15 protein-coding genes are annotated in these 20,616 nt (G+C 70.8%); 11 read left to right on the top strand and 4 right to left on the bottom strand.

What is annotated here, in order from left to right; all coding sequences use genetic code 11:
• Window positions 1–49: 49 nt before the first annotated feature.
• Complete coding sequence (locus PKD06_RS07180) at window positions 50–1,669, bottom strand: helicase HerA-like domain-containing protein (RefSeq protein WP_324379049.1); 1,620 nt, start codon at window positions 1,667–1,669, stop codon at window positions 50–52.
• A 96-nt stretch (window positions 1,670–1,765) separates the two neighbouring features.
• On the opposite strand from PKD06_RS07180, the gene PKD06_RS07185 reads away from it, so the two are divergent.
• The 7 genes from PKD06_RS07185 to PKD06_RS07215 all read left to right on the top strand — a co-directional run bounded on the left by PKD06_RS07185 (window position 1,766) and on the right by PKD06_RS07215 (window position 7,783).
• Entirely contained in the window at window positions 1,766–2,146 is a 381-nt protein-coding gene (locus tag PKD06_RS07185) for a DUF2267 domain-containing protein (protein WP_324379051.1), read from the top strand.
• An 85-nt stretch (window positions 2,147–2,231) separates the two neighbouring features.
• Entirely contained in the window at window positions 2,232–3,473 is a 1,242-nt protein-coding gene (locus PKD06_RS07190; RefSeq protein ID WP_324379053.1) for a glycosyltransferase family 4 protein, read from the top strand.
• Between the two features lie 106 nt (window positions 3,474–3,579).
• Window positions 3,580–3,903, top strand: a complete 324-nt coding sequence (gene yajC / locus PKD06_RS07195) for a preprotein translocase subunit YajC (protein WP_324379055.1) — start codon at window positions 3,580–3,582, stop codon at window positions 3,901–3,903.
• Between the two features lie 22 nt (window positions 3,904–3,925).
• Window positions 3,926–5,530, top strand: a complete 1,605-nt coding sequence (gene secD / locus PKD06_RS07200; protein ID WP_324379057.1) for a protein translocase subunit SecD — start codon at window positions 3,926–3,928, stop codon at window positions 5,528–5,530.
• A 25-nt stretch (window positions 5,531–5,555) separates the two neighbouring features.
• Complete coding sequence (gene secF / locus PKD06_RS07205) at window positions 5,556–6,509, top strand: protein translocase subunit SecF (protein WP_324379111.1); 954 nt, start codon at window positions 5,556–5,558, stop codon at window positions 6,507–6,509.
• Window positions 6,510–6,534: 25 nt separating this feature from the next.
• On the top strand, window positions 6,535–6,918 hold the full coding sequence (locus tag PKD06_RS07210) for an MTH938/NDUFAF3 family protein (RefSeq protein WP_324379113.1): 384 nt from the start codon (window positions 6,535–6,537) through the stop codon (window positions 6,916–6,918).
• Window positions 6,919–6,931: 13 nt separating this feature from the next.
• On the top strand, window positions 6,932–7,783 hold the full coding sequence (locus tag PKD06_RS07215; protein ID WP_324379059.1) for a phytoene/squalene synthase family protein: 852 nt from the start codon (window positions 6,932–6,934) through the stop codon (window positions 7,781–7,783).
• Here the strand turns inward: PKD06_RS07215 and recJ are convergent.
• Window positions 7,780–9,600 carry a single-stranded-DNA-specific exonuclease RecJ gene (gene recJ, locus PKD06_RS07220; RefSeq protein ID WP_324379061.1) on the bottom strand — a complete coding sequence of 607 codons (1,821 nt, stop codon included), beginning with the start codon at window positions 9,598–9,600 and terminating at the stop codon, window positions 7,780–7,782. The genes PKD06_RS07215 and recJ overlap by 4 nt on opposite strands.
• A 304-nt stretch (window positions 9,601–9,904) precedes the next feature.
• Here recJ and PKD06_RS07225 point away from each other — a divergent pair, with 304 nt between their 5' ends.
• Window positions 9,905–10,696, top strand: coding sequence for an SPFH domain-containing protein (locus PKD06_RS07225; protein ID WP_324379063.1), 792 nt, complete (start codon window positions 9,905–9,907; stop codon window positions 10,694–10,696).
• A 13-nt stretch (window positions 10,697–10,709) separates the two neighbouring features.
• Here the strand turns inward: PKD06_RS07225 and PKD06_RS07230 are convergent, their stop codons facing one another.
• Together PKD06_RS07230 and PKD06_RS07235 are read right to left on the bottom strand one after the other, a co-directional pair.
• Window positions 10,710–14,054, bottom strand: coding sequence for a PAS domain-containing protein (locus PKD06_RS07230; RefSeq protein WP_324379064.1), 3,345 nt, complete (start codon window positions 14,052–14,054; stop codon window positions 10,710–10,712).
• Between the two features lie 70 nt (window positions 14,055–14,124).
• The gene (locus PKD06_RS07235) at window positions 14,125–15,096 is read right to left on the bottom strand and encodes a tripartite tricarboxylate transporter substrate binding protein (RefSeq protein ID WP_324379066.1); all 972 of its coding nucleotides are present in this window, start codon (window positions 15,094–15,096) and stop codon (window positions 14,125–14,127) included.
• Window positions 15,097–15,201: 105 nt separating this feature from the next.
• Between PKD06_RS07235 and PKD06_RS07240 the strand changes: the two genes are divergently transcribed.
• The 3 genes from PKD06_RS07240 to PKD06_RS07250 all read left to right on the top strand — a co-directional run bounded on the left by PKD06_RS07240 (window position 15,202) and on the right by PKD06_RS07250 (window position 20,615).
• Window positions 15,202–15,450 carry a hypothetical protein gene (locus PKD06_RS07240; RefSeq protein WP_324379068.1) on the top strand — a complete coding sequence of 83 codons (249 nt, stop codon included), beginning with the start codon at window positions 15,202–15,204 and terminating at the stop codon, window positions 15,448–15,450.
• Window positions 15,451–15,502: 52 nt separating this feature from the next.
• Entirely contained in the window at window positions 15,503–18,151 is a 2,649-nt protein-coding gene (pepN, locus tag PKD06_RS07245) for an aminopeptidase N (RefSeq protein ID WP_324379070.1), read from the top strand.
• 199 nt (window positions 18,152–18,350) lie between these two features.
• Entirely contained in the window at window positions 18,351–20,615 is a 2,265-nt protein-coding gene (locus tag PKD06_RS07250) for an ATP-binding protein (RefSeq protein WP_324379072.1), read from the top strand.
• Window position 20,616 lies beyond the last annotated feature (1 nt).

Here is a 20,616-nt window from a genome sequence, read left to right on the forward strand (position 1 = left end):
GCCTTCCGGCGTCGCGGGCTTTTTCTCCCCGGAAGCCCCCTCGGCCCCCCTATTTCGTCATGCCGCCGAGGGTGTTGCGCAGGATCTTGCCGGCCTCGCGCGCGATCTGGGTCGAAGCCGAGCGCGCGAAGGATTGCGCCGCGGCCCGGATCACCTGCTCGGTGACCGACATGCGCTGCCGGCCGCCCTTGGCCGGCTGGCCGCCGCCGAGCACCGAGCCGATCTCGCCGAGAAGCCCTCCCAATCCGCCGGATTCCTGCGCCCCCTGGGCGGCATCGGCCGGGAGGTTCTTGCGGCTCGCGAGCATCTCGTAGGCGCTCTCGCGATCGACGGTTGCGTCGTATTTGTGGCCGAGCGGGCTCGTCGCGATGACCTGCCGCCGCTCCTCAGCGGTCAGCGGCCCGACCCGCGCCATGGGCGGGGCGATCTTCGTCCGCTGCACGACGGAGGGCACGCCGCCCTCCTCCAGCATCGAGACGAGCGCCTCGCCGACCGCGAGCTGAAGGATCGCCTCCGAGGTGTCGAAGGCGGGGTTCTGGCGGAAGGTCTCGGCCGCGGCCCGCACCGCCTTCTGGTCGCGCGGGGTGAAGGCGCGCAGCGCATGCTGGACCTTGTTGCCGAGCTGCCCGAGCACCGTCTCGGGCACGTCGAGGGGGTTCTGCGTGACGAAATAGACCCCGACGCCCTTCGAGCGGATCAGCCGCACCACCTGCTGCACGGCCGTGAGAAGCGCCTTCGGCGCGTCGCTGAAGAGGAGATGCGCCTCGTCGAAGAAGAAGACGAGCTTGGGCTTCTCGGGATCGCCCACCTCGGGCAGGGTCTCGAACAGCTCCGACAGCATCCAGACCAGGAACGATGCATAAAGGCGCGGGCTCGTCATGAGCTTGTCCGCCGCCAGGATGTTGATGACGCCGCGCCCGCGCTGGTCGGTGCGGATGAAGTCCTTCAGGTCGAGGGCCGGCTCGCCGAGGAACTTGTCGCCGCCCTGGTTCTCCAGCGTGAGGAGCGCGCGCTGGATCGCGCCGATCGAGGCTTTCGAGACGTTGCCGTATTTCGTCTGCACGTCCGGCTGGGCGCCGATGAAATCGAGCAGCGCGCGCAGGTCCTTGAGGTCGAGGACGGGCAGGTTGTTCTCATCGGCGACCCGGAAGGCGATGTTGAGGACGCCCTCCTGGGTGTCGTTCAGCTCCAGGAGGCGCGCGAGGAGGAGCGGCCCCATCTCCGACACGGTCGCGCGGATGGGGTGGCCCTGCTCGCCGAACACGTCCCAGAAGACGACCGGGAAAGCCTCGGGACGATACTCGATCCCGACCTCCGCGGCGCGCTTCACGAAGCCTGGCTTGGGCTCGCCCGGCGCCGCGATGCCGGAAAGATCGCCCTTGATATCGGCCGCGAAGACCGGAACCCCCGCCCGCGACAGGCCCTCGGCCAACACTTGCAGGGTCACGGTCTTGCCCGTGCCGGTCGCGCCCGCGACGAGGCCGTGCCGGTTCGCGAGCTTCAGCGTCAGGAATTCCTGCTTGACGCTCTTGCCGATCAGGACGCGACCCTCGAAGCCAGGCGCCGGCGGAGCCGCCTCGCCCGCGCCGGAGGATGAGCCCCAGGGCCCCTCTCCCGGCTTCATCCTGATCCGGGGGACGCCGCCCGGACGCGCCTCTTCCTGCGCCATCGCGAATCCTTCCGATTGCAGCCTCTCCGTGCGGATGTCATACGCGTTCGGGATCGGGGCCGCTACCGAGAGAGGCGGCCATCGAAAGGACGCCCCATGGAAGAACTGGTCGCCAGGATCACGGCCGCGACGGGTCTCGACGCATCGACCGCGCAGACGGCCATCGGCCACGTCCTCGCCTTCCTCCAGAAGGAAGGCCCGCAGGACCAGATCACCCAGCTCATCGACGCCATTCCCGGCGCCCGCGAGGCCATCGCCCAGGCCGGCGACGCGGGCGGGGGCCTCCTCGGGGGGCTGATGAGCTCCTTCGGCGGCGGCGTGATGGTGCTCGGCCAGAAGCTGATGTCCGAGGGGCTGTCCATGGACCAGATCAAGACGCTCGCCTCGGAACTCCTGGCCCATGGCCGCGAGAATGCCGGCGAGGACGTGATGGGCCAGATCGTGGGCTCGATCCCGGGCCTTTCCCAGTTCGTCTGAGGCGCTGCCGAAGCCCCGTCATCCCGGAGCGCCGCCTCGCACCGGCCCGTTAACCCGCCCGCGCTAAGCATGGCCGCGCCCGGCCATGCGCATCCTCATCGCCAATTCCGGTCATCCGGCGACCATCAAGGGAGGCGCGGAGGCCGCCACCCTCGACCTCGCCGCGTCCCTTGCGGGACGGGGACACGAGGTGACGCTCGTCGTCCATCACGGCGGCGGGCATGTCGAGAGGTGGCAGGATCGGGGCGCGCGCGTCATCGCCCTGCCCTATCGGAACCTCTATTTCGGCTTCGACGGCAAGAAACGCCCGGCGCCGCTGCGCCTCGCCTGGCATGCGCTCGACAGCGCCAATCCCTGGATGGCGGGCGCCTTCGGCCGCATCCTTGACGAGGTCCGGCCGGATGTCGTGAACACCCATGTCCTCGTCGGGCTGTCGCAACTCGTCTGGCGGGAGGCGGCGCGGCGCGGCCTGCCGGTCGTCCACTACCTCCACGAATACGGCACGATGTGCCCGCGCGGATCGGCCTTCCGGGACGGGCATCCCTGCCCCTCGCCCTGCGCCGCCTGCGGCCTCCTCGCGATCCCCCGCAAGCGCCTCTCCGGGCTCGTCGACACCGTGATCGGCGTCAGCCGCTTCACCCTGGAGCGCCATCGCGGCTGGGGCTTCTTCCCGCAGGCGCGCGGGCTGGTCCTGCCGAACGTCTTCACAGGACTCGATTTTCGGCCCCGTCCGCCCGGGCGTCCCGGCGCGCCGCTGCGGATCGGCTATTTCGGCCGCCTGATCCCGGACAAGGGGCCGCAACTCCTCGTCGAGGCGGTCCGCCGGCTGGCACCCGGCCGCTGGAGCCTCGCGGTGGCCGGAACGGGCGAGGACGCCTTCGTCGCCGGCCTGAAAGCCCGCGCGCCGGAGGGCGTCGAGTTCCTCGGCTGGGCGCGGCCCGGCGACGTCTTTCCCCGTCTCGACGTCGCGGTGGTACCCTCGATCTGGCCCGATCCTCAGCCGCGCAGCATCTTCGAATCATTCATGCACGGCGTGCCCGTGATCGGCGCGCGGGCCGGCGGCATTCCCGAGCAGATCGACGAGGGAAAGACCGGCTGGCTGTTCGAGGCCGGATCGGCGCAGGATCTCGCCCGCATCCTCGCGGCCCGCATCGAGGACAGGGCCGATCTCGCGCTCGCTTCTCAGAACTTCCGCGACCGCCTCGCGCGCCTCGACCCCGGCGCCGTCGCGCATGCCTACGAGGAGGCCTACGAGGAGGCGATCGCGCGAAAGCGGGGCGCCCTGTCCGCGGCCCCGCGCCGCATGGAAAGCCGCGCCGTTCCCTGAAACATCGCCCCGCCTTTGAATCGGGCGGCGGCGTCACTATAAGCAGCCCGTTCGGCCGCGGGCCGCCGCGTCCGGCCCGGGCGCGCGCCACCACATGGAGCTTCCGTTGATCACCCCCGCCTTCGCCCAGGCCACCGGGATGCCGGCGACCGAGACGCTGATCCAGTTCGTCCCGTTCGTCCTCATCTTCGTCATCATGTGGTTCCTGATCATCAGGCCCCAGCAGCGGCGCGCGCGGGAGCACCAGGACATGATCAAGGCCGTGCGCCGCGGCGACACGGTCATCTCCACCGGCGGGATCGTCGGCCGCGTCACCAAGGTCACGGAGGATCCCGAGATCGAGGTCGAGATCGCCGACGGCGTCCGCGTCAAGCTGATGCGCGCGATGATCGCGGAAGTCCGCACCAAGGGCGAGCCGGTCAAGAGCTGACCGCCCGATCGCGAAAACGGCCATGCTGCGCTTCACCAGAACCAAGATCGCCCTGACGCTCGGCACCGTGCTGCTGGGCCTCATCCTCGCGGTGCCGAGCTTCTTCTCCAAGGAGGAGCGGCAGGCTTATCTCAAGGCGATTCCGAGCTGGGTGCCCTCCTGGCTCGTTCCCCAGCGCGCGATCGTGCTCGGGCTCGATCTCCAGGGCGGCTCGCACCTGCTGCTGGAAGTGGACCGGGCCGATCTCATCCGCACCCTGTCCATCCAGCTTCGCGACGACGTGCGGCGCACCCTGCGCGAGGTGGGGGTGAACCCGACGGGCGGCATCCAGATCACGCCGCGCGGCGTGCAGGTCCGCATCGCCGACGAGGCGGCCCGCGCCAAGGCGCTGCCGAAGCTCCGCGCCTTGTCGCAGCCGATCAGCAACGCCATCCTCGGCGAATCCGGCGGGCGCACGCTGGACATCGTCGAAGGCGCGGACGGGCTGATCCAGTTCAATTTCAGCGATGCCGGCCTCACCGACCGCACGCGCCGCGCCGTCGACCAGGCGATCGAGGTCGTGCGCCGCCGCATCGACCCGAACGGCACCGTCGAGCCCTCGATCCAGCGCCAGGGCGCCGACCGCATCCTCGTGCAGATCCCGGGCCTCCAGGACCCCTCCGAGGTCAAGAACAACCTCAATCCGGCGAAGCTGGAATTCCGTCTGATGGGCGATGCCGGCTCGACCGATGTCGAGATGCTGCCCTCGCGCGAGGCGGGCGGCCAGCGCGTTCCCGTCGAGCGCCGCATCATCGTGGCCGGCAGCGAATTGACCGACGCCCAGCCCGGCTTCGACCAGCGCACCAACGAGCCGATCGTCAATTTCCGCTTCACGCTGAAGGGGGCCCAGGCTTTCGCCGAGGCGACGACGCAGAATGTCGGCCGCCCCCTCGCCATCGTGCTCGACGGCGAGGTCATCTCGGCGCCGCGCATCCTCCAGCCGATCACCGGAGGCCAGGGCCAGATCTCGGGGCGGTTCACGGTCGAGGAGGTCAACCGCCTCTCGGTCCAGCTCCGCTCGGGCGCGCTGCCCGCCAAGCTGACCATCGTCGAGGCGAGGACGGTCGGGCCGGGCCTCGGCCGCGACTCGATCGATGCCGGCATCAAGGCGACGCTCTATGCCGCGATCTTCGTCGTCGTCTACATGTTCTGGACCTACGGCGTGTTCGGCTTCATCGCCAACATCGCGCTCCTGGTCCATGTCGGGCTGATCTTCGGGCTGATGTCGATGCTCGAGGCGACGCTCACGTTGCCCGGCATCGCGGGCATCGTGCTCACCATCGGCACGGCCGTCGATTCGAACGTGCTGATCTACGAGCGCATCCGGGAGGAGGCGAGGGCCGGACGCTCCGTCGTCTCGGCCATCCAGGCCGGGTTCGACCGCGCCTTCGCGACCATCATCGATTCGAACTCGACCATGGCGATCGCCGCCCTCATCCTCTTCTTCATGGGGTCGGGGCCCGTCCGCGGCTTCGCGGTCGTGTTCGTCCTCGGCATCCTGACCACCGTCATCACGGCGGTCACGATGACGCGGATGATGATCGCGCTCTGGTATAGCTGGGCCCGGCCCAAGACCATTCCGTTCTGAGGCAGAGACCGTGCCCCTTCCCCGCATCTATCCGCTCCGCCTGTGGCCCGACGAGAGCCATTTCGACTTCATGCGGCTGCGGCACATCTCCTTTCCGCTCTCGGCGGCGATCTCGGTCGCGGTCGTGGTCGTCTTCCTGATGCTCGGCCTGAATTACGGCGTCGACTTCAAGGGCGGCACGCTCATGGAGATGCAGCCGAAATCCGAAGCCCAGCGCCTGCCCGTCGCCACCGTGCGCGAGAAGGCGAACAGCTTCGGCTTCGGCGAGGTCGAGGTGCAGGAATTCGGCAATGACGGCGCCATCTCGATCCGCTTCCCCATCCAGCCGGGCGGGGAGGCCGCGCAGGGCGTGGTGGTGGACAAGGCGCGCGCCGTGTTCGGCGACGCCTACAAGTTCGAGCGGACCGAGACGGTCGGCCCCCGCGTCTCGGGAGAGCTGGTCCAGTCGGGGACGATCGGCGTCATCCTCTCGGTGATCGCGGTCCTCGGCTATCTCTGGTTCCGGTTCGAGCGCGAGCTCGCCATCGCCGCCATCGTCGGGACGCTGCACGACATCGTGCTGACGATCGGCTTCTTCGTGATCACGCGGCACGAATTCAACATGACCTCGATCGCCGCGATCCTGACCATCGTCGGCTATTCGCTGAACGAGACCGTCGTCGTCTTCGACCGCACGCGCGAATTGCTGCGCCGCTACAAGACCATGCCGACGGTCGAGCTGCTCAACCTCTCCATCAACACGACGATGTCGCGCACCGCCATCACCTCGATGACCACCATCCTGTCGCTGGTCGCGCTGGTCTGGTTCGGCGGGCGCGCCATCGAGGGCTTCGCCCAGGTGATGCTGGCGGGCGTCTTCATCTGCACCTATTCGGCCATCCTCATCTCCTCGCCGACGCTGATCTATATCGGCGTGCGCTCCTCGCAGCGGCGGAGCGAGGCGCGGGACGGCGGGCAGGTGGCGCAGGCGACGAAATAGCCGCCCGATGGTCGGGCGCCCCCCGATGGCCGAGCCGAACCAGGCAGGCTTCGTCCCCGGCCGGCACGCGATCGAGGCGTATGGCCGAGGCGGCTTCCGCTTCGCCGGCATGTCGCATCGCGGCTCGATCCTGATCCTGCCCTCGGGCATCCATGCCTGGGCGGTCGAGGACCCGCGAGCGATCGGCTCCCGCGAGCTCGCCCCTGTCCTGGCCGAGGGCGACAGGATCGAATTCCTGCTCATCGGGACGGGGCCGACCATCGTCCCGCTGCCGGACCGGCTGCGCCTTCCCTTCCGGGAGCGGGGCATTTCCGTCGACACCATGCAGACGGGCGCGGCCGCGCGCACCTACAACGTGCTCCTGGCCGAGGATCGCCGTGTCGCGGCGGCCCTCATCGCCGTCGCGTGAGGGGCGCCCCCCCGTGACCGCCGATCTCGAGGCGGCCTATGCCCATTGCGGCGACCTGCTGCGCGAGACGAGCCGGGACCGCTACCGGGCCGATCTCTTCGCGCCCGCCGGATTGCGACGCCATCTCTTCGCTCTCCACGCCTTCTGCGCCGAGATCGCCCAGGTGCGCGAGGCGGTTTCGGCGCCGATGCCCGGCGAGATCCGTCTGCAATGGTGGCGCGACGCGATCGAGGGCGAGGCGCGCGGCGATGTCGCGGCCCATCCGGTCGCCTCCGCCCTGCTCGACACGGTCGCGCGCTTCCGCCTGCCGCGGGAGGCGCTGCTCGACCTCGTCGATGCGCGGGTCTTCGACCTCTACGACGACCCCATGCCGAGCCTCGCCGATCTCGAAGGCTATCTCGGGGAGACCGCCTCCGCGCCGATGCGGCTCGCTTCGCTCGTCCTGGCGGAGGGGCGCGATCCCGGCTTCGCCGATGCCGCGGGCCATGCCGGCCTCGCCTACGGCCTCGCGGGCCTCCTGCGCGCCCTCCCCTGGCATGCCCGCCAAGGCCGTCTCTATTGGCCGAAGGACATCCTCGACCGGCACGGCGTGACGCGAGACGACATCGTCCGTTTCCGCGGCGGCCCCGGCGTCACCGGCAGCGCCCGCGATCTCATCGCCGAGGCGCGCCGCCATTATGGCGAGGCGCGCCGGCTTCTCGCCGGCCTGCCGAAGACGCTGCGGCCCGCCTTCCTGCCGCTCGCCCTGGTGCCGGGCGATCTCGACGCTCTCGCCCACCGCAAGGACCCGCTGGCCGCGCCGCCCGAGCGGCCGCCGCTCCTGTCGCTCTGGACGCTCTGGCGCGCGGCGCGCAGGGGGTTTTAGGAGCCCGGTGGACAGGCGGCCAGGTCGCAGATGCGTAGTTCCACCCTCTCGCCTCCGCCCCAGCGGTCCAGGGCGAGCGTGCCCGCGACATGGACCAGCCCGTCGCGGGCGCCCATGAGCGCCTCGCCGAGCGGCCCCTCGGCAGCCCGGAAGGCGATGCCGCGGAGCAGCGCCCCGTCGCCCGCCCGGAAGGTGGCGCGGACATGGCCGTTCCCCATCACGCGCCAATCGACGAGCCGGTGCCGGCCGAAGGCGACGACGGGCTCGGGCTGGCCGGCCCCGTAGGGACCGGCCTCCGCGAGCGAACGGACCAGGGACGATACCGCCCCGCCGGCCGCGATGACGCCGTCGATTTCGAGCATGTCCACGGCAGCCAGAGCCGCCACGGCCGCGCCGAGTTCCCGTTCGAGGCCCGCGCGGAAGCGCTCGATCCCCCCGGCCGGGAGCGTCGCGCCAGCCGCCATGGCGTGGCCGCCGCCCTTGATCGCCTCGCCGCAGGCCACCGCGGCGCGAACGGCGCGGCCGAGATCGATGCCCGCGACCGAGCGCCCGGAGCCGGTGAGCGTGCCGTCCGGCCTCGCCGCGAAGGCGAAGACGGGGCGCCCATGGCGCTCCTTCACGCGTGCCGCGACAAGGCCGACGATACCGGGATGCCAGCTGGGCGAAAACAGCACGAGGATCGGAAGATCGGGGCGCGAATCCAGCTCGTGCCCGGCCTGCGCCACGGCCTCCTCGACCGCAAGGCGCTCCATGGCCTGGCGCTCGGCATTCAGCGTGTCGAGCGTGCGGGCCATGGCGGCGGCCTCGCCCGGATCCTCCTCCAGCAGCAGCCGCGTGCCGAGCGAGGCGTCTCCGATCCGCCCCCCCGCATTGATCCGGGGCCCGAGGAGGAAGCCGAGATGCCAGGCTTCCGGCGCCGTCTCCAGCCGGGAGGCATCCGCAAGCGCGGCGAGGCCGACGCGGCCGCGGCCGCGCATGACCGCGAGCCCCTGGCGCACGAAGGCGCGGTTGAGGCCGATGAGCGGCACCACGTCGGCGATGGTCGCGAGCGCGACGAGGTCGAGCCCCGCGAGGAGGTCGGGCTCCTGGCGCCCCGCGAAGAAGCCGCGGCGGCGAAGCTCCCGTGCCAGCGCGACGAGCGTCATGAACACGATTCCGACCGCCGCGAGATGGCCGAGGCCCGAGAGGTCGTCCAGCCGGTTCGGATTCACGATCGCGGCGGCCGGCGGCAGGATGCCGGGGGCCCCGTGATGGTCGAGCACGACGACATCGGCCCCGAGGCGCGCCGCCTCGTCCAGTGGCTCCTGCGCCGCCGTCCCGCAATCGACGGTGACGACGAGCCGCGCGCCCTGCGCGACGAGACGCCGGATCGCCTCGACATTGGGCCCGTAGCCCTCGGTGATCCGGTCCGGGATGTGGATGGCCGGGGCGAGGCCACAGCCGCGCAGGAAGCCGGCGAGAAGGGCGGCGCTGCACGCGCCGTCGACATCGTAGTCGCCGAAGATCGCGACACGCTCCTCGCGCACCACCGCATCGGCGAGGCGCGAGGCCGCTGCCGCCATGTCGGTGAGGCGGTCGGGATCGGGCAGGAGGTCGCGCAGGCGCGGGCGCAGGAAGCCGGGGGCCTCGTGCACGCCGATGCCGCGCCCGGCGAGGACGCGGGCGAGAAGGTCGGGCAGCCCGTGGGCCTGGGCCAGGGCCGTCGCGACGGGCGCGGCCTCCGGCGGAAGCCGCTCGACCCAAAGCCGCGACAGAGCCGAGCGCTCGACACCCAGAAGCGCCCGCCTCTCGCCGCGCGGGAAGGCTGATTCGGACATCCGGGCAAGGTAGCCGAGGCGGTCCGCGGCGCCAGCGCCCTGGGCGCAAGGGAGAGAGGAGCCCACAGGAAGCGTCCCCCCGGCTTGCGGAGGATCGCGGCGCATGCCAGGACGCCGAAATCGGCCCGTCACCATCCGCGCGACGACCCGCAAGGGCGCGGCCAGCGGTCAGGCGGACGATATCCAGAGTGAAACTCTCCGGCCTCCTGGAATCCGCAGCCAGGCAGCCAGGAGCGAGCCAGCGGGCCCCGGCCCCCGCTCGCTCCCCGCGATTCCGGGAGGCCACCCCGCCAAGGACCGATCCGTGGACAGTCTCGTCTCTACGCTCCTGCCGCTGATCGTCGCCGCCATCGTGGTCACCTTGAGCCTGAGGCTGCGCCAGACGGCCTGGACGACCGTGAGCGCCTGGAATTTCGGCCTCGACTATCGGGACGGCCGCTTCGTCAAGGTGCTCGAGCCCGGCCGCTACTTCACGCCCGGTAGCCGGCGGGTGATCCACGCGGTGCGGCGCACCGAGCAGGTGCTGGCGACGCCGCCCGTCGAGGCGACCAGCAAGGACAGGCTTCCGTTCCGCCTGTCGGCCTACCTGACCTATCGGGTGGTCGAGCCGCGCGAGGCTTTCGAGAACGATTTCGCCGACAAGCTCACCTACGCCGCCCGCGTCGCCCTCGCCGAGATCGCCGCCGGCCTCTCGCTGGAGGAACTGCTCTCGGAGCGCCCGGCGCTCGGCGAGGCCCTGAAGGCCACGATCGGCGAGACGGTCTGCGGCTGCCGGATCGAGAAAGCCGCCATCGGCGAGGTGACCCTGCCCCCCGAGATCCGGCGGCTCTTCTCCGAGGTCGAGCGCGCCCGGCTCGAGGGCGCAGCGGCGCTGGAGCGCGCGCGCGGCGAGCAGGCGGCCCTGCGCTCGCTCGCCAATTCGGCGCGGATGCTCAAGGGCAATCCCGAGCTGATGAACCTGCGACTGCTCCAATCGGTCTCGGGCTCGGCCAAGGCGTCGCCGACCCTCGTGCTGTCGCCGAGCGCCTTCTGGCCCCTCTCCCCCGTCCGGCCGGACGAGGAGGTCCCGCGGGAATCGCAGGACGACATCCGGTAGACCAGGCTGGTCGCTACTGCGCCGCCCGCGCCGCCCCTTCGAGCATGGCCCGCACCCGGGAGACGAGGACGTCGACGGAAAAGGGCTTCGTGATCATCTCCATGCCCGGGGCGAGGAAGCCCTTGAGCGTCGCATTCTCGGCATAGCCTGTGATGAAGAGCACCGGCAGGCCCGGCCGCGCGCGCCTGCCCTCCTCGGCCATCTGGCGGCCGTTCATCGCCGGCAAGCCGATATCGGACACCAGGAGATCGATCCGCTCCGGCCCTTGCAGGACCCTGAGCCCGGAGGGGCCGTCGACCGCCTTGAGGACGCGAAGCCCCATCTCCGTCAGCACCTCGACCACGAGGTCGCGCACGATCAGCTCGTCCTCCACCACGAGCACCGTTTCCCCGCGCGCGGCCGGCGCGGCCGGCGCGGCGGAATCCCCGCCCGCCGCCGACGGCGCCTCGCCACGGTGGCGCGGGAGAAGGATGGTCACGGTGGTGCCGCGGCCGGGCTCGGAGGCGATCATGGCCTGCCCCCCCGATTGCCGGGCGAAGCCGTAGACCATCGAGAGGCCGAGGCCCGTGCCCTGGCCGATCGGCTTGGTGGTGAAGAAGGGCTCGAAAGCCTTCTTGAGGATGTCCGGCGGCATGCCGGTGCCGGTATCGGTGACGCTGATGCGCACGAAGGGGCCGGGATCGATGCCGGCATGGACCGGCGCCGAGACGCCGTCGAGGAAGGTGTTCGCGGTTTCGATCCGCAATTCGCCCCCGCCCGGCATGACGTCGCGGGCATTGATGGCGAGGTTCAGGATCGCGCTTTCAAGCTGGTTCGGATCGCACAGGACGGGCCAGAGGCCGGGCTCGCCGACGATCCGCAGGCCGATCGCCTCCCCGATCGTGCGCCGAAGCAGGTCCTCCAGCGAGCAGATCAGCGCCGAGGCATCGACCGGCTTCGGATCGACCGGCTGGCGCCGGGCGAAGGCGAGCAGGCGATGCGTCAGGGCGGCAGCGCGCTTGGCCGAGGTCGTCGCCGCCTGGAGATAGCGCTCGAGGCCCTCGGTCCGGCCCTGCCGCATCCGCGTCTGGAGAAGGTCCAGCGAGCCGATGATCCCCGTCAGGAGATTATTGAAATCATGGGCGATGCCGCCCGTGAGCTGGCCCACCGCCTCCATCTTCTGGGCCTGGCGGAGCTGCTCCTCGGTCTCGCGCTGATCGGTGATGTCGCGGCCGACGAAATAGACGACGCCCCTGTCGGGGACCGCGCTCCACATCACCGTGCGGGCGCTCCCGTCCCGGGTGCGGAGCTGGCAGACGAAGCCCTCGATCGCCTCACCGGCGCCGAGCCGGCTCACCACCCGCCCGACCTCCCCCCTCTCCTCCTCCACCACGAGGTCGAGGGAGGGGGTCGAGAGCAGGTCTTTCTCGGGCCAGCCGAGCATCCTCGTCCACGCCGGGTTGACCGAGGTCAGGGAGCCGTCGGGGCCGGCCGTCCCCATGAGGTCGCTCGTGGTCGACCAGAGGCGGTCGCGCTCGCGCGTGCGCTCCTCGACGCGGGAGGCCAGCAGGCTGTTGGCGCGGGCGAGCGCCTCGGCCGTCTCCTTCTGCTCGTGCACATCCGTATTCGTGCCGATCCAGCGTCCGATCACGCCCCCCTCGCCGCGGATCGGCAGGGCGCGCGAGAGGAACCAGCGATAGCTGCCGTCCCGGCGCCGCAGCCGGAACTCGATCTCGAAGACTTCTCCCCGTGCCACCGTCTGCCGCCAGCGCGTCCTCGCCTGGTCCCGGTCGTCGGGATGAAGCATCGCGCTCCAGCTTGCCTTCGTCAGCGGGGGCACGAAGTCGAAATAATCGATCGCCTGCTGGTTGAGCCAATCGATGCGCCCCTCCGCATCCGCCGCCCAGACCTGGTTCGGCATGGCCTGGGCGAAGACGCGGAACAATTCCTCGCTGGCCCGCAGGGCCGCCATGGAGCGGGCACGGGTCATCGCGGCGAGGGTCGCATCGGCGACATTGCGCACGAAGCTGAGATCGCCCTCGCTCCAGGTCCGGGCGCGGGCCTCGTTGAGGTAGAAGATGGCAACGAGCCGGCCCTGGTCCAGCACCGGCAGGTTCACGAGGGAGCGGATGCCGATCGCATGCAGGGCCGGCGCGAAGGAGGCCGTGCGCGGATCCGTCTCCGCATCGGACACCACCACCGTCTCGCCCCGCTTGAGGTCGTCGACGAAGCCGCCGAAATCGCGCAAGCGGAGGCGGCCCGGAAAGCTGCGCCCTCCCGGGGATAGCCAGTCCTGCACGATCTCGACCGTCTCCCCCTCGGCATCCACCGCGGCATGGCCGGCCCGGTCGGCATGAAGGGTCCGGCCCATGGCTTCCGCCGCCGCGAAGGCCATGGCCGAGGGATCGTCCAGGTCCCGCAGGCGCTCGCCCAGCTCGGCCATGGCGCTGCGGCGCCGGGAGGCCCGGTTGGGCTCCGTCAGGTCCAGCATCGCGCCGATCATGCGGCGGGCCCGCCCGTCCTCGTCGCGGATCAGGGAGCCGCGGTCGAGGATATCGGCATAGCTCCCGTCCGCCTGCCGGAAGCGGTACTCGGCCGCCCAGCGGGACCCGCTCCCCTCTTCCACGGCGTGGATGGAGGCGAGGACGCGCTCGCGGTCGTCGGGATGAATCCGCTCCTGCCACCAGTCGCTTCCCGTCCCGACCTCGTCCAGCCGGTAGCCGTATGTCTCGTGCAGCGCTTCGTTCCAGCGCACGACGTCCCGGTCGATGTCCCAGTCCCAGATCGCATCGCGCGTCGCCGCAGCGAGAAGAGCATAGCGCCGGACGGCCTCCTTCTCCTGCGACAGGGCCCGGTCCCGCTCGATCACGGCCCGGCGCAGCTCCAGATGCGACATCACCTGCCGGGCAAGGGCCCCGAGCGCCTCCTCCTCGTCCGGCGCGAGGCCGCCGGGGCGCGGCTTGCGGTCGATCACGCAGACGGTGCCGAGAGGGCGGCCGTCCGGCGTCGTCAGCCTCGCGCTGGCATAGAAGCGCAGGCCGTTCTCGCCGGCGACGAAGGGATGGCTGCGATAGCGCGGATCGGCCGCGAGATCCGGCACGGCGAAGATGCCCGGCCGGCGGATCGCCTCCTTGCAGATCGAGAGCTCAAGGGGGGCCTCCCGCAGGCCGAGGCCGATCTCCGCCTTGAACCATTGACGGTCCGAGGCGAGGAAGCTGACCAGCGCGACGGGAACGCCGAAGAGCCGGGTGGCGATCCGAACGATATCGTCGAACTCGGCCTCCCGCTCGGTGTCGAGAATGCCGTAGCGGGAGAGGGCCGCGAGCCGCTCGCTCTCGCTCCAGGCCGCATCGGCAAGCGGGTCGGTCAGCGCACTCAACGTATCCGCTCGATCTCCGCCCGGCTTGTATCCTGTCCCGGGCCGCGCCGCCAGCGAGAGCGCGGTCAGTCTATCGGCCCATCCTGATCCCGTTGCGGCGGATCACCGGGCCCCAGCGTTCCAGCTCCGCGCGGAGCGTGGCCCGGAACTCGTCCGGCGTGCCGCCGCGCGGCTCGATGAACTGGATCCGCAGCTTCTCCTTCATGCCGGGCTCGGCGAGAGCCTCGCGCACGGCGGCCCCGAGCCTGCCGGCGATGGCGGGCGGAAGCCGCGCGGGCGCGACGAGCCCGATCCAGGCATCGGCCTCGACACCCTCGATGCCAGACTCCCGGAGCGTCGGAAGATCGGGCAGGAGCGGCGAGCGCTCGGGCAGGGTCACCGCGAGGGCGCGAAGCTTGCCGTCCTCGACGAGCGGCATCGCCCCGCCCGCCGGCAGCACCGACAGTTGCACGTCCCCCCGGATCAGGGCCGTCACCGCGGCGGGCGAGCCGGAAAACGGGATATGCGCCACATGCACGCCGCTCTTCATCAGGATCGCCTCCATCGCGAGATGGGAGAGCGAGCCGATTCCGATCGAGGCGAAGGTGTAGCGGTCCGGGTCGGCCCGCAGGAGCGCGAGCAGCTCGGCGACGTTCCTCGCGGGCAGGTCCGGATTGACCACGAGGACGCTCGGCTGGCCGCCGAGGATCGAGATCGGCAGGAGGTCCCGCGCCGGATCGTAGGGCATCGAGGGAAAGAGCAGCGTGTTGAGGACGAGCGGCCCGACGATCGAGACGCCGAGCGTGTAGCCGTCCGGCTCCGCCTTCGCGACCGCGTCGGTGCCGAGATTTCCGCTCGCGCCGGCCTTGTTCTCCACGATCACCCTCTGGCCGAGTCGCGGCTCGAGCCTGTCGGCCAGGAGCCGGGCGGCGGCGTCCGGGGTCGAGCCGGGCCCGAAAGGCACGACGATGCGCAGGATGCGGGACGGCCATTCCTCCGCCGCGGCGGCGAGGGACCCGAGGGCGAGGAGCAGGGCGAGAAGGCCGGCGGCGAAGCGGGACAAAGCGGACTCCTGATGGGAGCGGGCTCGCAATAGCCCTCGGGGCCCTCGCAATCCAGCCCGCGATGGGCCACATACGGCTCGCGTAGGGCGCCGGAGGAAGCTGGAATGATCGAGGTCGGGGCGAGGCGGATCGCGTTCCTGCTGGGGGCCGTCCTGGCCGCATCCGCTCCCGCCCTCGCGCAGAGCGACCAGGAAATGGCCGAGTTCCGCCGCTACTGCGCGGGCGATTATACGCGCCTGTGCTCGGCCTACGACCCGGATTCGCCCCAGGTGCGGCAGTGTTTCATGGCCCGCCGCGCGGAGCTGTCTCCCCGCTGCGCGGCGACGATCGCGAAATACGGCAAGCGCCGCTAGGGCGCGGCCATCCGCCGCCGGCCGGCGGCTTTTCCTCTCTGCGGCTCGACCCATGCGCACCGACACTCCGATCGTCACCCGGCTCGCCGACTATCGGCCGAGCGACTATCTCGCCGAGACGATCGCGCTCGACATCCTCCTGCATCCGACCTCGACGCGCGTCACCGCCGAGACCCTGTTCCGCGCGAATCCCGAAGGGCGCGCCGGCGCTCCCCTGATGCTCGACGGGGACGAACTGACCCTTCGCGCCGTCCTGCTCGACGGGCAGGCGCTGCCGCCGGAGACCGTGGAGGCCACGCCCCAGGGGCTGATCCTTCATCGCCCCCCGGCGCGGCCTTTCCGCCTCACGGTCGTCACCGAACTCGATCCGGACGCGAATACCAAGCTGATGGGGCTCTATCGCTCCTCCGGCATCTATTGCACACAATGCGAGGCGGACGGGTTCCGGCGCATCACCTATGCGCTCGACCGGCCGGACGTCATGTCCGTCTACACGACCCGGATCGAGGCCGAGGCGGAGGAGGCGCCGACCCTGCTCGGCAACGGCAACCTCGTCGAGGCGGGGCGGGTCGAGGGCACGGGCCGCCACTACGCCGTCTGGCACGACCCCTTCCCGAAGCCGGGCTATCTCTTCGCGATCGTCGGCGGCCGCCTCGGCCGGGTGGGGAAGAGCTACGTCACCTCGAGCGGGAGGCAGGTCGAGATCGCGGTCCATGTCGAGCCCGGCAAGGAGGGGCGGGCCGAATACGCGCTCGATGCGCTGGAGCGCTCGATGCGCTGGGACGAACGGGTCTTCGGGCGCGAATATGATCTCGACGTCTTCAACATCGTCGCCGTGTCCGACTTCAACATGGGCGCGATGGAGAACAAGGGCCTCAACATCTTCAACGACAAATACGTCCTCGCCAGCCCCGACACCGCGACCGATGCCGACTACGCCAATATCGAGGCGGTCATCGCGCATGAATATTTCCACAACTGGACGGGCAACCGCATCACCTGCCGCGACTGGTTCCAGCTCTGCCTGAAGGAGGGCCTGACGGTCTTCCGCGACCAGGAATTCTCTTCCGACCAGCGCTCGCGCGCCGTCCACCGCATCGGGGAGGTGCGCACGCTGCGCGCGCGGCAGTTCAGCGAGGATGCGGGTCCCCTCGCCCATCCGGTCCGGCCGAGCCAGTACCGGGAGATCAACAACTTCTACACGGCGACCGTCTACGAGAAGGGCGCCGAGATCGTGCGCATGCTCAGGACCCTGCTCGGCGAGGCGGATTTCACCGCCGGCATGGCGCGTTATTTCGAGACCTGCGACGGCACAGCTGCGACGGTCGAGGATTTCCTCTCCGCCTTCGCCGCCGCCTCGGGCCGCGACCTGTCCGCCTTCGCGAAATGGTACGATCAGGCGGGCACCCCGGCGGTCTCGGCGAAGGCCGCCTATGACGAGGCCGCCCGCAGCTTCCGCCTCGACCTCACCCAGGCGACACCGCCGACGCCGGGGCAGGAAGAGAAGGAACCGCTGGTGCTGCCGATCGCCCTGGGGCTCGTCTCCGCCGCGGGCGGGGAGCTTCCCCTCGCCTGCGAGGAGGTCCGGCCGGACGGGGTCCATGTGATGGCGGGCGAGAGCGCCACGCTGGTCTTCCGCGATCTCGACGAGAGGCCGGTGCCGTCGCTGTTCCGCAATTTCTCCGCGCCCGTGAAGCTGACGCTCGCCCTGTCGGACGAGGACATGCTCGTCCTCCTGCGGCACGATCGCGACCCCTTCAACCGCTGGCAGGCCGCCCAGACGGTCGCCTTGCGTCTTCTCGCCGCGCGGGCCTCCCGCCGCGCAGCCGATCCCGGCCCGGCGGCGCTGGAGCGGCTGGGCGAGGCCCTCGACGCGGCCCTGGCGCGGGATGCGGAAAGCGACCCGGCCTTCGCCGCCGCGCTGATCGCCCTGCCGGGCGAGGCCGAGATCGCCCAGGAGATCGGCCAGGAGATCGACCCGGATGCGGTGCGCGCCGCCTTCGTCGAGGCGCGCCGCACCGTCGGGCGCACCCTCGCCCCCCGCCTCGCCGACATCCGGCGCGCCACGGAGGAAGCCGGCCCCTATTCGCCCGATGCCACCGGCGCCGGTCGGCGCTCGCTGCGGAACATGGCCCTCGACCTCCTCGCCCAGGCCGATCCCGAGACGGGCCGGGAGGAGGCGCGGCGGCAGATCGCGCAGGCGACCAACATGACCGACCGCCTCGCCGGCCTCGCCGTTCTCGCGCAGATTCCGGGGCCGGACCGCGAGGACGCCTTCCGCGCCTTCGCGGAGCGTTACGCCGAGGAGCCCCTCGTCCTCGACAAATGGCTCGGGCTCCAGGCGGCGATCCCCGAATCCGGCACGCTGGAGCGCGTGCGCGCCCTCATGGGCCATCCGGCCTTCGCGATGTCGAACCCGAATCGGGTACGCGCCCTCATCGGCAGTTTCGTGCTGGCCAACCCGACCCAGTTCCACCGGCCGGACGGCGCGGGCTACCGCTTCCTGGCCGGGCAGGTGCTGGCGCTGAACGGATCGAACCCGCAGGTGGCTGCGCGCCTCCTCACCGCCTTCTCGACCTGGAGACGCATGGAGCCCGGCCGCCGGCGGGAGGCCGAGGCGGCTCTCGCCGCCATCGCCGACGCTCCCGGCCTGTCGCGCGACGTCGCCGACATTGTGGCCCGCTCGCTCGCCATCGCCTGAGAGGCAGGGCTATCGCATATGGCGGTTTCCGCCATATGCGATAGCCCTGCCGGAGAACATCGGACGAAACGGCCGGTTGCCCACAGCTTCGTACGGGGACTCTAGACAAATCGGCAATTGAAGATTCTATTGTTGCCGATTCGACGAGATGCGGCACATCTTCGGCGGATAATCTGAAATCACGCGAGGGGGCTCGCGCATGAAAGCGGACGCCGCGGGCGGTTTTGCGCGCCTGCGAACATGGCCGGCTGCCTGTGTCAGATCGGCCCATTCCGCCCATCTCCGGGGCACCCTTTTCGTCCTTTCCGCCGTCATCCTCCTGCTCGCCTCCGTCGCCGTCCTGGTCTGGTGCCTGTGGCGCCAATTCGATACCGCCATCCCCGCCCGCTCGATCGACCGGCTCGATCTCGTGGCCGGCGTCGCGGCCTACGAGGTCCAGCTCGCGGCCGGGAAAGAGGCGCCGACGCGCGAGCACGTCAGCCTCCTCGGCAAGCGCCTGCCGCCGCTGGCGCTCGCCAACGAGCGCACGGTCTATGTCGTCGACTGGCGCGGCGCCGTCGTGGGCACGACCTCCCCGGACCCGCGCATGCCGCGCCTCATGTCCGAGCTTCTGGCGGATGACGATATCGAGCCGCTGAGCCGCACGGGAACTGTCGGGCGCACGCATCTGCGCGACGGAACCCCGGTTCTCGTGGCCTTCCGCAACCTGCCCTCCGGCCACATCGCCGTCGTGCAGCCTTTCGCGACCGCCCGCCTCGACGGGGATCACCGCTATGTGCACGAGGCCGCCCCCATCGCCGCCTTCGTCGCCCTTTTCGGCCTCGGAGCGGGCTGCCTGCGCTGTCGGCAGAACCTGCTGCGCAACCGCCTGCGCCGCTCGCGCAGCAGCCGGATCGACACCTCGCTGACGCATGGGCGCTGCGGCGTCTGGGACTGGGACACGACACGCCGCCAGGTGTTCTGGTCGGCCTCGATGTACCAGCTCCTCGGCTACGAGCCGCGGGGCGATCATCTTTCGGCCGGCGAGGTCCTCGCTCTCCTGCATCCCGAGGACGGCGGCGTGCGGGGCCTGATGGCCGCGCTCTCGACCTCCGATGCCGGCACGCTCGACCGCGAGATCCGCGTCCGCACGGCCCGGAACGACTGGATGTGGCTGCGCATCAAGGGCGAGACCATCAACGAGCCCGCCGACGGCTCGCGGCACCTGATCGGCCTCGCCATCGACGTCACGGCCGAGCGCATGACTGCCGAGCAGCGTGCGCGCGACGACCTGCGCCTGCACGAGGCGGTCGACGCCCTCTCGGAAGCCTTCGTACTCTGGGACGCGGAGCAGCGCCTCATCGTCTGCAACTCGAAATTTCTCGCGCTGAACGGCATTGCCGGGGACATCGCCGTTCCGGGCACGCCCTCGCGCGAGATCATGGCCGCGGCCCGCCCGCCGATCTCCTCGCGGCCCCTCGACCTCTCGCCGGGCTCGGCGGAAGGCGCGAGCCGGGTCGAGATCCAGATCGGGGACGGCCGCTGGTTCCATGTCAGCGAGCGCCGCACGCGGGACGGCGGCATCGTCTCGGTCGGGACGGATGTGAGCGAGCTGAAGCGCAAGGAAGCGAAGCTCCGCGCCCGCGAGCAGCACCTGCAAGGCTCGGTGCGGGCGGCGGAAACGGCCGCCCAATGCTACGCCGCCGCCGCCGAGCGGAACTACGAGGCGAACCAGGCGAAGACGGAATTCCTGGCGCGGGTCAGCCACGAATTGCGAACGCCGCTCAACGCCATCATCGGCTTCTCGGACGTCATGCGCCAGCAGATGCTCGGGCCCCTGGACGACCGCTATGTCGGCTACACGGCCGGCATCCATGCGAGCGGCGTCAAGCTCCTGGAGATCATCGACGGCATCCTCCAGATGTCGCGCATCGAGAAGGGCCAGTTCGGTTTCTCCCCCGGCCTCCTCATCCTCGACGAGATCCTGCCCGACGTGATCGGCGCGGTGTCGGAGGATGTGGACGCCAAGGGGATCGCCATCGCGGCCGACATTGCCGGCCCCGTGACGCTCCAGGCCGACGGGCCGGCGATCCGGGAGATCCTGGTCCAGCTCCTGCGCAACGCGGTCAAGTTCACGGCCTGCGATGGCCAGGTCCGCATCCGGGTACGCCCGGCGCTCGGGCGCATCAACATCTTCGTCGAGGATGCCGGGATTGGAATCCCGGCGGAGATGCTGCCCGAGATGGGGCGCCCCTTCGCCCAGATCGAATCGGAATACAGCCGGAGCTGCGGCGGCGCCGGGCTCGGCCTCGCCATCGCCCAGGCCCTCGTCGAGCTGCATGGCGGCAAGCTCGTGCTGCGCTCCCAGCTCGGCGTCGGCACCATCGCCCTGGTGAGCCTGCCGAAGGTCCAGCCCGCCGCCAACGACGCCTCCGCGCCCCGCCCGGCGCCGCCCGTCGCCCGCTGGCTGATCGCCGCCGAGTAGA

Origin of the sequence: Enterovirga sp. (genome assembly GCF_035325185.1) — a bacterium.
Classification (GTDB): Bacteria; Pseudomonadota; Alphaproteobacteria; order Rhizobiales; family Beijerinckiaceae; genus Enterovirga.